11 protein-coding genes and 1 pseudogene are annotated in these 11,288 nt (G+C 64.8%); 5 read left to right on the top strand and 7 right to left on the bottom strand.

Annotation, left to right across the window (positions count from 1 at the left end; translation table 11 throughout):
- The 3 genes and pseudogenes from EGT50_RS10205 to EGT50_RS10195 form a co-directional block, all read left to right on the top strand.
- A partial coding sequence (locus EGT50_RS10205) for an alpha/beta fold hydrolase (protein WP_127953837.1) occupies positions 1-911 on the top strand: 911 nt, incomplete at its 5' end.
- Positions 912-950: 39 nt separating this feature from the next.
- Positions 951-1,055, top strand: a complete 105-nt coding sequence (locus EGT50_RS17395) for an MbtH family NRPS accessory protein (RefSeq protein ID WP_408014626.1) — start codon at positions 951-953, stop codon at positions 1,053-1,055.
- 554 nt (positions 1,056-1,609) lie between these two features.
- Positions 1,610-1,849, top strand: a pseudogene (locus tag EGT50_RS10195) (FKBP-type peptidyl-prolyl cis-trans isomerase); the annotation flags it as partial.
- On the opposite strand, the gene EGT50_RS10190 reads toward EGT50_RS10195, so the two are convergent.
- The 6 genes from EGT50_RS10190 to EGT50_RS10170 form a co-directional block, all read right to left on the bottom strand.
- Entirely contained in the window at positions 1,789-2,247 is a 459-nt protein-coding gene (locus tag EGT50_RS10190; protein ID WP_127953832.1) for a nitroreductase/quinone reductase family protein, read from the bottom strand. The pseudogene EGT50_RS10195 and the gene EGT50_RS10190 sit on opposite strands and share 61 nt — an antisense overlap.
- Positions 2,248-2,366: 119 nt before the next feature.
- The gene (locus tag EGT50_RS10185; protein WP_127953829.1) at positions 2,367-3,446 is read right to left on the bottom strand and encodes an alpha/beta hydrolase; all 1,080 of its coding nucleotides are present in this window, start codon (positions 3,444-3,446) and stop codon (positions 2,367-2,369) included.
- A 97-nt stretch (positions 3,447-3,543) separates the two neighbouring features.
- The gene (locus EGT50_RS10180; RefSeq protein ID WP_127953826.1) at positions 3,544-4,623 is read right to left on the bottom strand and encodes an alpha/beta hydrolase; all 1,080 of its coding nucleotides are present in this window, start codon (positions 4,621-4,623) and stop codon (positions 3,544-3,546) included.
- Positions 4,624-4,774: 151 nt separating this feature from the next.
- A complete protein-coding gene (locus tag EGT50_RS10175; protein WP_127953823.1) occupies positions 4,775-7,165 on the bottom strand; it encodes a lysylphosphatidylglycerol synthase transmembrane domain-containing protein in 2,391 nt (796 codons plus the stop codon).
- Positions 7,155-7,298 (bottom strand): hypothetical protein, encoded by a 144-nt coding sequence (locus EGT50_RS17040; RefSeq protein WP_164873382.1) that lies wholly within the window; start codon positions 7,296-7,298, stop codon positions 7,155-7,157. The genes EGT50_RS10175 and EGT50_RS17040 overlap by 11 nt, the downstream gene beginning before the upstream one ends.
- 44 nt (positions 7,299-7,342) lie before the next feature.
- A complete protein-coding gene (locus EGT50_RS10170) occupies positions 7,343-7,804 on the bottom strand; it encodes a MarR family winged helix-turn-helix transcriptional regulator (protein ID WP_127953820.1) in 462 nt (153 codons plus the stop codon).
- 411 nt (positions 7,805-8,215) lie between these two features.
- Between EGT50_RS10170 and EGT50_RS10165 the strand changes: the two genes are divergently transcribed.
- Together EGT50_RS10165 and EGT50_RS10160 are read left to right on the top strand one after the other, a co-directional pair.
- The gene (locus EGT50_RS10165) at positions 8,216-8,878 is read left to right on the top strand and encodes an FCD domain-containing protein (protein WP_127953817.1); all 663 of its coding nucleotides are present in this window, start codon (positions 8,216-8,218) and stop codon (positions 8,876-8,878) included.
- A 12-nt stretch (positions 8,879-8,890) separates the two neighbouring features.
- Entirely contained in the window at positions 8,891-10,222 is a 1,332-nt protein-coding gene (locus EGT50_RS10160; RefSeq protein ID WP_127953815.1) for a cryptochrome/photolyase family protein, read from the top strand.
- A 70-nt stretch (positions 10,223-10,292) separates the two neighbouring features.
- Here the strand turns inward: EGT50_RS10160 and EGT50_RS10155 are convergent, their stop codons facing one another.
- The gene (locus EGT50_RS10155; protein ID WP_127953811.1) at positions 10,293-11,126 is read right to left on the bottom strand and encodes a hypothetical protein; all 834 of its coding nucleotides are present in this window, start codon (positions 11,124-11,126) and stop codon (positions 10,293-10,295) included.
- Between the last annotated feature and the right edge of the window lie 162 nt (positions 11,127-11,288).

The raw sequence follows: 11,288 nt of genomic DNA, 5'->3' as shown, positions 1-11,288 counted from the left end.
TCGGTGGGCATTCGTTGTCGGCGACGCGGTTGGTCAGTCGTGTCCGGTCGGTGCTGGGTGTGGAGGTGCCGATTCGGGTGGTGTTCGAGGCTCCGACGGTGGCGGAGTTGGCGGCCCGGCTCGGTGACGGGGTGGCGCCTGACACACCTACCGGGCTGGAACCGATCCTTGTGTTGAACGAACCGGGGGATAGGCGGCCGCTTTGGTGCGTGCACCCCGCCGGTGGACTGAGCTGGTCGTATGAGCCAATTGCCCAGTATCTCGCAGAGCGGCCGGTATTCGCTGTTCAAGCGCGTGGTCTAGATGGTGGAAGCGTCGCTAGTTCGGTAGATGAAATGGTCGTTGACTACGTTGAGAGGATTCTTGAACGCGAGCCTGAAGGCCCCTACCACCTGCTTGGATGGTCGTTTGGTGGGGTCGTGGCTCATGCAATAGCTGCTGAACTGCAGCAAAGGGGGTACGAGGTCGGCGTCCTGGCCTTGATGGACAGCTGGCCTTCGACTGGAGAAGCGCCGCAAGATGTGGACGTTGACGAGGTGCTCCTCCGTTGGGTCCGCGACCGGTATGGAGACCTGGCGGACGCACCGGAGATTACTCCAGTGATGTCAAATATTCTGCGTGTCTATTCGAACAGCGTGGAAATCATGCCGAAGTTCATACCGCCCACTTATCGTGGAGATGTTTTGCTCTTCCGTGCGACTCTCGACGAGGACGGTAGTCAGCGGGTGGATGATCTGCAGCAGCTTTGGCTGCGGCACATCATCGGAGATATTGAGGTCCATGACCTGGAGTTCGTGCACTCAGATTTGGATATGCCCGAAGCTGTTCGCGAAGTAGCCGGCGTCGTGGGCGATGCGCTCGACAGGTGGGATGGGATGAACGGCTATCTATTGTCCAGTGAGCCTGGTTGAGGTGCTTGAAGGGAGAGTTTTCAATGAACCCATTTGACGATGACGAGAATTAATTTCTTGGTTCTGATGAATCCGGAAGGTCAACATTCTCTATGTCCGGACCCCGCGCGATTTCCGGATGGTTGGCGAATCTGTATTTTGTAGTGCTTAGCGCGAGTCATGTATCGAGCACGTCGTGGCCAATTGGGTTGATCTGCGACCACGGAGCCTGGTCAAGGCCATGGAGACTGACTGACTGCGGTTCGGCTGCAGGGAAGGATTCAGTCTCCGGGTGAGGGCAGAGGCCGTGTTCGCTGGTTCTCATGCTCGAGCCTTCGTACGGTTGCGGAGTTCCGTTCTGATAGAGGGTCCGTGGTCATAGGGGACTCGTGTCGGGTGGCCGGTCATGGATAGATCACTCGGCACGGGGCAGATGGAATCCGCATCTTGCGTCGACGGGCGGACCTTACTATGAGGCTGCAGCGAGAGTTCAAATCCGGTCCTTGTAGGATTCTTTCGGACTATCTTGGCAACGCCGCAGACGCGGAACTGGGTGGAGGCGCCGCCCCGGCGTGCGGGATTGATGGATCGTCGAAGTCCTCGTCAAAGAAGTGGCCAGACCTTTCTAGTCGGGAAGTGTTCATGCGCAATGCTGCGGAGTTCACTGCTGATTGCATGACTATGGTTCGACACAAAATGAACCGCCTATGAGTATTTGCAGCCGTGGCGAGTCCATCGCCTTCCCCTTGCAGGGCCTCATCGCCGGCTGGCAGGAAGGCATCCCCGGCATGAGGGTCGGCGGTTGTCGCAAGCTCACGGTCCCGCCGAAGCTCGCGTACGGTCCCGCCGGTGGCGGCCATCAGCTCTCGGGTAAGACGCTGGTGTTCGTGCTCGAAGGTCAGGACCGGCGGGCCAGTGCGATGACCGGCAGGAGACGGTCGGTCTTCTGCTCGTACTGAGCGAACCGGGGAAAGGTCGCCTTGATCGTCTCCCATATCCGGTCCCGCTCGTTGCCGTGCAATTCCCGTGCGGTCACGGCTATCGACTGTCCGGCCATCTCGATCGTCACCTGATCAGGGTGTGCAGCCAGGTTGTGATACCAGGCGGGGTTGGAGCGAGCCCCGGCGGCGGAGGCGACGACGACCCAACCGTCGTCCAGCCCGCGGAACCAGCTGACGGGGGTGGAGTGCGGCTGCCCACTCTTGCGGCCGACGGTGGTGAGAATCAGTGCGTCCGCGCCCATGAACTTCCCGCTGCTGCGCCGTATGCGCCTCATGGCGAACTTGTTCACCCAGCGCATCAAGCGTCCACCCGGCTTCCGTGCACCCCGGGTTCCGCGGGGATGGGTAAAGCTCATTGCCGATTCCCTCCGTTCGACATCAGTTGACAACCGCAGTATGAACCGCCGAGCGGTCGACTCGAGACAAAAGGGCGCCCCGGCCGAAGCCGAGGCGCCCTGTCGTCAGTTCGTGCGAGCTACGCCGGGGTGTTCATCGACGCGGCCAGCATCGGCCAGGAGTTGTGTAGATCGTCCTCCCAGTAGCCCCAGGAGTGTGTGCCCGCCGGCTTGAAATCGACAACAGCCGGGATCTGCAGGTCGGCCAGACGCCGAGCCATGCGAAGGGAGCACTCGTTGGTCGCGGCTTCGATGATGCCTCCGACGATCACACGCTCGGCCAGGCGCGGGATGCTCCCGTTGATGCCTTCGCTGTCGAGGGTGTCGTGGGGACCCGGCAGCCCGGTCGCTGACGAGAGGTAGATATCGGTACCGCGCAGCTTGTCGGCGTTGATGATCGGGTCATGCTTGATCCAGTCTTCGCTGCCGATCGGCCCCCACATGTTCTCGACATCGGCGTCGCCGCGGGCCCCGATCACGATCTGAATGTAGGTCTGGCCGGCGGGCTCCATGGTGCTCGCACAGCCGCTGTAGGCGCCGACGGCCTCGTACAGGCCGGGCTTGGCGATCGCGAGGTTGAACACCGAGGTGCCCGACGTGGAGATGCCGGCGAGAGCGTTGACGCCGGTGGTGCCGAGCGCGGAGTCGATGACCGGGGGCAGTTCCTCCGTCAGGAAGGTCTCCCAACGGTTGACGCCGTGCAAGGCCTCCTCGGGCCTCTGCCAGTCCGTGTAGTAGCTGAACGCGCCCTGCATCGGCGTGATGACGTTGACCTGCTTGTCCTTGAAGAAGGTGGCCATGTCGGTCCGCAGCTGCCACGACGCCGAATCCTCGCCGCCGCCAGCGCCATTGAGCAGGTACAGCGTGGGTGCCGGCTTCGAGGTGTCGGCCGGGCGGATGACCTCGAAGGGGATGTCGCGGCCCATCGACTCCGACCGGACGACCAGTCGCATCTTGTTGCTCGCGTTGCCTGGCGTCGCAGACACGAGCTCGGTTCCGCCGTTCGCCTGCGCGGAGGCTTCGATCCGGTCAGCGTCGTTCTGCGCCGGCGTCTCCGCCGAGGCCACGCCGGCCCCGAAGAAGGCGGGGAGCGCGGCGACCGTCGCGGTGGTGGCGCCGATCAACGCTTTCAGCTGACGAGACTTCTTGGTCACACGCATTCCTTCTCTCCTTCGATGTTCCGCCGGGAGCAGGATCAGCCCCACGGTAAGGGCGCCCCGGCTGAGGCCGGGGCGCCCTTTCGTCAGTTCTTGCGAGTTACACCGGGGTGTTCATCGCTGCGGCCAGCATCGGCCACGAGTTGTGGAGATCGTCCTGCCAGTAACCCCACGAGTGGGTGCCGGCCGGCTTGAAGTCGAACTGGGCCGGGATCTGCAGCTCCGCGAGGCGGTTGGCCAAGCGGTGCGTGCACTCGTTGGTCGCTGCCTCGATGATGCCGCCGACGATGACCTGGTTCGCCAGGGTCACCATGTTGCCGTTGATGCCCTTGCTCTCGAGCGTGTCGTGCGGGCCGGGCAAGCCGGTGGCAGTCGAGACGTACAGCGGGGTGCCGCGTAGCTTCTCCGCGTTGATGATCGGGTCGTGTGCGATCCAGTCCGGGCCGTCGACCGGGCCCCACATGTTCTCGATGTCCGCGTCGCCGCGGGCCCCGATCACGATCTGAATGTAGGTCTGGCCGACCGGGTCGGCAGTGCCGGCGCAGCCGCTGTATGCGCCGACGGCGTTGTACAGACCGGGCTTGGCGATCGCGAGGTTGAACACCGAGGTGCCCGAGGTCGAGATGCCGGCGAGAGCGTTTTCACCGGTGGTGCCGAGCGCGGAGTCGATGACGGGCGGCAGTTCCTCCGTGAGGAAGGTCTCCCACTTGTTGACGCCGTGCAGAGCGGGGTCCGGCTTCTGCCAGTCGGTGTAGTAGGTGAACGCGCCCTCCATCGGCGTGACGACGTTGACCTGCTTGTTCGCGAAGAAGGTGACGATGTCGGTCTGTCGCTGCCACGACGCCGCATCCTCGCCGCCACCGGCGCCGTTGAGCAGGTACAGCGTGGGTGCCGGCTTCGAGGTGTCCGCCGGGCGGATGACCTCGAGCGGGATGTCGCGGTCCATCGATTCGGAATGGACGACCAGCCGCATCTTGTTGCTCGCGTTGCCAGGCTTCGCGGACACGAGCTCGGTTCCGCCGTTCGCCTGCGCAGAGGCCTCGATTTGCTCAGCGTCGTTCTGCGCCGGCGTCTCCGCCGAGGCCACCCCGGCCCCGAAGAAGGCGGGCAGCGCGGCGACCGTCGCCGTGGTGGCGCCGATCAACGCTTTGAGCCGGCGGGACTTCTTGGTTACACGCATTCCTACTCGCCTTCGATGGTCGGCCGGGAGCAAGGATCAGCTCCACAGTCTCCGGATGTGTATATCACTTTTGGTATCGGCTATATGTCGGGTTTTGCTACTGGTTGTCCGAAATTGGCGTGCTCTTTTGGGACTGTCAGGTATGTCGCGGTCACACCATGTCGTTTCTCTGCAGCCAACGCAACGTCGGCCAGCCGCAGAACACCGGCAGCCAGCAGGTGAGAACGCGGTATAGCAGGACTGACGGTACCGCGACCCCTACCGGCAGACCGAATGCGGTCAGGCCACCGATGAGGGCGGCCTCCACCGCCCCCACGCCTCCCGGGGTCGGCGCAGCCGACGCGAGAGTGCCACCGATCATCGTCACGATCGTCACCGTTACGAACGTGGTCCCGCCTCCGAACGCCTCGACACTGGCCCACAGTGCCAGTGCAGCGCCGAGCGTCGTACCTACGCTGCCGAGCACGATCAGCAGGAACCGGCCCGGGCTCCGGGCCAGCTGGGCCAGCGATCCCAGTACCTCCGTGAGCTGCGGCCGTACCTCGGTGCGCAGCCAGCGCCGTGCCTTCGGGATGAACATGAAGGTTCCGATCGCGCCGAGTGCGATGCCGACGATCAGGTAGAGCAGGGTGCCTCTCGGGACGAAGTGCGATAGATCGGCATCCCGTCCGGCCGCGACACTGAAGAGGATCAGTAGCGCGACGTGGGTGACGACCTGGACGGTTTGCTGCAGCGCTACCGCGGCAGTCGCGCGGACTGCTCCGAGGCCGTTTTTCTGCAAGAACCGCACACTGAGCGCCAAGCCGCCGACACCGGCCGGGGTAGATGTGGCCGCGAACGTGTTGGCGATCTGCATGATCAGCAGATACCGGTATCGGACCAACTCGAAGGCGCACGCCCAGAGCGCGGCCGCGGCTCCGACGTAGGTCAGCGCGGACACGAGCAGGCCGGCGAGCGCCCACCACCAGTTCGCGGACCTCAGTTCGGTGACGAAGGTAGGGACCTGGCTGATGAACGGGTAAGCCACGTAGACAAGGCCGATCAGCAGGACCAACTGGATGATCTGATTGCGAGTGAAGCGTGTGACCTGCTCAGGGGTGATCTTCTCGATGTCCGTCTGCCGGGTCACCTCGTCGCGAATCGTTCCGAGTAGCGCCGAAGAGTCGGGGATCGGCTTGCGCAGGCGCGCGGGCATGGCGGACCTCGTGAGGCGCCCGGAGGCAGCCAGGACCCGGTCGCGACCGCGCGCGGCGAGCGCGGCTTTCACGGCCGGTTCGACGCCGAACAACGACGCGGTGGTCAGCAGCAATTGAGCGGTGTCGGACTGGATCTGCGCCTCGGACGCGCCGAGCTCCGCATGCGTGAAGCCATCGAACAGGGCTCGTCCGTCGTCGATCCGGATCTCCGACGCCCGCAGATCGCCATGCGCAATCTGACGGGCGTGGAGGTCGACCAGCGCCCCCCATACCTTCTCGAGCAGCGAGTCGTGCGGACGCGCCTGGTCCGAGATGAGCGCGTGCAGGGAGGTGCCGCGCGAGAAGGGCCGGACGAACATCTCCCATCCGCGGTCGAGGGTCGTGACGGCCATCGGCTTGGAGGCCGCCAGATCCAGATCCGCCACGGCGATCCCCATGAGCGCGCGGTGTTCGACCGCACGAGCGAGCGAGGCGTGGGCCGGCACGCTCTCGCTACTGCGGAAAGCGAGCCATCGGGAGACCTGGCGGATCACCCCGCGGCTGCGCTGATTCTTTCCGTACAACTCCACGACCAACTCGGGTTGTCCGTCGCGGGACGCCCCGAGGATCAGTGGTCCACTGCCCGCCGGAGCAATCACCCGGAATGCGGTGACCCGGTGCCCCAGGCGCTCGAGGGCCTCGACCGCCGATACGAGGGGAACCTCGAGGGCTGGGGTTCCAACAGCGAGCACGATGATCGCGCCGACGAGATACCCGACGGCCAGGCCCAGCATGGAACGAGCCGGCACGATCGAACTGACGACCAGGTGGATGGGAGCGAAGAGGAGCAGCAGAGCCCACCACAGGCGGCGCCAGCGTTTCGGCAGCCACGGCCCCGACACCGTCAGGACCGCCGCGAGCATCGCGATCCACCGGGGGTCGTCGAGGAACTGGGAGAGGAAGGTATTCAACTGTGCGGAGACGTCGAGGTGCCATTGCGGGGCCGCCAGACCCGACCCGGTGAAAGACAAGGCCACACCCGCGACGAGGGCGGCTGCCGCATAACCCGCGAGCAGCCTCCAGTGTCGGCCGACGATGAGCTGGATCAGGATCGCGAACGGCAGCGCGAGGATCGCGACGCCGTACAGGAGATAGACGGTATCCGACAACTCCGGTGGCAGGATGCCGACGATGTCGGACACCGACGTTTCGAGCGCCTCCCACTCACTTCGGGTGATCAGCGAGCCGGCGATGACCGCCGCGAGCAGAATCAAGGCGATGAAGACGCGCAAGATATCGCTGGTCCGTCGGACCAGCGGCTGCAGCAAGCTGCCGGTGACCGGGATCTCGCGTCCGTCAACTCGCAAGAGACGTCACCAACCGTATGTCGCCGATGGGATCCGGTTCGAGTTCCCTCTTGGTGAGGGGGGTCTCACTGGAGTGCTGCCAGTCGCGGCGGTATGCGCGGGCGGCGTCCGCGACCATTGCAATTGTGGTCACCTGAATATTGTGCCCGTCGACTATTTCGGTTCCACGCATCCTTGTCACTCTCCAGTCCGCGGGATCGAGTTCGCGTAGTGGTCGATCAGTCTGTCGGTGACCCGGACGAAGGCGTCGAGGTCCCGCGGGGCGACCCCGTCGAACAGGCGTCGTGCAGTGTCCGCCCGTAGCTGGCGTACCCGATCCGCGTGGCTACGACCACGCTCGGTCAGGGCGACGATGTGGGCGCGTCGATCCCTCGGATGCGGGTCCCGGCGCAGGTGGCCCGACTCCTCGAGCGCGTCGACGAGGGCCGTCACCTGCCGTTTGCTGCACCGTAGGGCGGCTGCGAGATCACGCTGCGTCATCGGCGGGTTCTCCAGGACACACAGCAGCGCCCGGGTGCGCGCCGTCGTCAACCCGAACAGCCGAGTGCCCGACTGCAGAGATGTGGAGAGGTGCTCGGCGAGCACGTAGGCGCGTGCGAGCGCGTCGCCGACGTCGTAGTGCTCGGGATGAACGGACATATCGGTGATGCTAGTTCATTGTGAATGCTATTCACCGATCCGTATCGGCCCGGCGGCCCTGTGAGTTCCTCCTGCACCGGTTGCAAGCCGACCGCGATGGAAGCCACATTCGCGCGTACCTGGTGGCCAAACCGGCACCGACGGTGAGTGATCCGCGCGTTGTGTCGGAATTCGTTCCAGCGATGGCGAATTGGTGGTGATGACGAAATGCGGCCTTCGAGAGCTTTTGGTCGACAGTAACTTTCACCAAGCTCGACCAGGAGGCTGCGGGCGCGACGATGGCCCATCCTGATCGATGATGAACTGCGGATCCCCGTCCAGTCGGCGGTGTCGGTAGTTCAGGAAATTATGAGTAGATGCAACGGAATTCCGAAACTTGACTCCCGTTTCGGAACGGCCTGTACTTGCGGCATGGCACCGGTGAGCGGCACCCGCGCAGACGGGGTCCATGCGCGCTTGCGTGCCGACATCCTCTGCGGCGCGTTGGCTCCGGGCGAGAAACTCGCCTTCGGTCGCCTGCAGGAACGCTACGACGTGAGCACCGGCGTGTTGCGCGAGGTACTCCCACGGCTCGTCGAGCAGGGGCTCGCCGTCTCAGAGGCGCAGATGGGCTTCAGGGTGGTCCCGGTATCGGTGCTGGACCTGTTGGAGCTTACGGAAACCCGCGTTTTCATCGAGACGGAGGCGCTGCGGCGTTCGATTGCGCATGGCGATCTCGAATGGGAATCGGCGGTGCTCGATTCTCGTCACACGCTTGCGCGGACGCCGGCTGTGGACGCCGATGGGCGAGTCGCCGAAGAGTGGCTCTCGGCGCATAGCAACTACCACAGTGTCCTTCTTCGGGCGTGCCCGAATACCCGACTGGTGCGGATTGCCGAGAACCTCAGGGATGTGTCGGAGGTGTACCGCTGCTGGGGTCTCGGCGACAACAAGTCGGCGGACCGCGATGTCGATGCCGAACACGAACGCATAGCGGCAGCTGCAGTCGACCGGGACGCCGACCGCGCGGTAGACGAGTTGCGTCGACATATCGAGTTGACGACGACATTGCTGATTGCCGGGGTCGAGGCGTGACCAGGAGGCGACGTGACCGAATCCCTCGTGTGGTTCCGGCGCGACTTACGCCTTGCCGACCTGCCGACGTTGAACATCGCGGGGGAGCGCGCGTTGGCACTGTTCGTCCTGGACGATCGGTTGCTCGGACCCTCGGGCAGCCCACGGCGAGACTTCCTGTACCGCAGCCTGTCTGCTCTGGATAGCCAGTTGGCGGGGCGCCTCCTGGTGGTTCGTGGCAATCCGGTCGAGGTGGTCCCATCGGTCGCGAAGACCGTTGGCGCGCGAGAAGTACACGTCAGCGCCGACTACGGGCCGTACGGGCGGAAGCGAGACACAGCGGTGGCGGAACAGGTGGAGTTGGTGGCCACCGGCTCGCCGTACGCGATCACCCCGGGCCGGGTGAGGAAGGAAGACGGTACCGCGTACAAGGTGTTCACGCCATGGTTCGAGCGGTGGCTCGAGCATGGCTGGCACGCACCCGCCCGGACCGGCACCGACACGCTCGAGTGGATCGACCCCGACGACGTCAGTGGGTTGACGGGGCGCGTAGATGTTCCGGCGCCGTCTCAGCCCGGACTTGCGGCGGGCGAGACAGCAGCGCTTGCGCGGTGGCGAGAATTCTGCGCCGACGACCTGGTTCGCTACGACGCCGAACGCGACCGCCCGGACCTCGACACGACCAGTCGGATGTCGGTGTACCTGAAGTTCGGCAACATCCACCCCCGGACGATGCTGGCAGACCTGGGCGACAGGCGCGGCCGCGGCGCGGAGCAGTACCGGCGTCAGCTCGCCTGGCGAGACTTCTACGCGGACATCCTGTTCCAGCGCCCGGACAGTGCGCGTTGCAACTACGACGCCAAGTTCGACGCAATGCGTTGCGACACCGGACACGACGCCGACGCGCTGTTCGAGGCCTGGTGCACGGGCCGCACCGGATTCCCCATCGTCGACGCCGGCATGCGCCAGTTGGTCTCCCAGGGGTGGATGCACAACCGGGTCCGTATGATCGTGGCGTCGTTCCTCGTCAAGGACCTGCACCTACCGTGGTGGCGCGGAGCACGGTACTTCATGCAGAAATTGGTCGACGGCGACCTGGCGTCGAATCAGCACGGCTGGCAGTGGACGGCCGGTTCCGGCACTGATGCCGCACCTTACTTCCGCGTGTTCAACCCGACTGTCCAGGGTGAGAGGTTCGATCCCACAGGCGATTACGTGAGACGGTGGGTGCCCGAACTGCGTGGGGTAGGCGGAAAGGCGGTCCATACCCTCAAAGGTGCTCGGCCCGAGGGGTACCCCGACCAGGTCGTCGATCACGCCGAGGAGCGGCGCGAGGCCTTGGCGCGATTCCGCGAACTGGGGTGACCGGCTGCGTGGCCATGCCTATCCGAAGGCGTTGCCCAGCAGCTGAACTTGCTCCGCGGCTCGGTGCGTCTTAGATGCAGTCCCAAGCGAACTCGACGGCATCGTGGATGTCGTCGGCCCACGCCGACCAGACCTCGTCGGCCGTGAGCGGACCAGCGACGCCGCACAGGGAATCGGTTGCGGAACGAATGATCTCGAGAACCAGGTGGAACTGGTAGCCGCCGATCGTAGCCAGGTGATCGTAGTCGGTCTCGTGTGGGGAGCCGTCCAGGGGCAGCACGCCCAGCGGGCCGCCGCTGCGGCTGGTTGCCGCACCCAGTTCGACGAGCTCGATGAGGTCCGCGATCTCTCGCGTGGGCTCCGGCAGGGTCAGCACACCGGGCTCCTGGGCGGGGGTGCCCACCGATTCGACGGCAGGGGAGAGTCCGAGGTCGACGTTGTCGGCCGCCGCGGCTGTGAACCGGGCGCGGGTGTGCGCCGATGCGGCTGCCAACTGCCGGGCCACCTCGTTTCCGGCCGGTGACTCGAGCGCGGTGAGGATGCGTAGCCGTTCCGCAGCGCCGCCGAGCAGGGTCCACGCGGTGCTCATGCGTCCGCGCTCGGTCAGCGTGGCCATGTCGAGCAGTGTGTCGAGGATCTCCTGGTACTGGGCGATGGCGGCGATCAGCTGTATCCCCGGGCCCTCGGCTCGGCGCGGGTCCGTGGACGGGTCTGTGCGCGCAGCCTCCCGGATAGCGGCAAGGTCCGGTTCCAGACAGGTCTGGATAGTGATCACGACCTCGCGCAGGAGGGCCGCTTGGTTGGACAGCTCGATCCCTTCAGGGTCGTGCAGGAAGTGACGCCGCTGGCTGCTCGCGACGAGATCGCGCAGCGTGGTGCGAACGGATGGGGTGACTACGGACAATTCTCCCCCTCGGGCGGTGCGAATCAGTGGGCGTCGAATCGAGGATTGAGCGATTCCTGTTCGTAAATTTACCGTGATCGTACCGTGATAGTCAAGAGTGGAAATTGTGCGCTGACCTGCTGGTTTAGGTAAGCGAACTCATCTGTCGTTTGGTCAAATTGG

The organism is Rhodococcus xishaensis (genome assembly GCF_004011825.1).
In the GTDB taxonomy this organism is placed as follows: domain Bacteria; phylum Actinomycetota; class Actinomycetes; order Mycobacteriales; family Mycobacteriaceae; genus Prescottella; species Prescottella xishaensis.
Note: the sequence above shows the minus strand (reverse complement) of the source record. Positions and strands in the feature narration are given on the sequence as shown.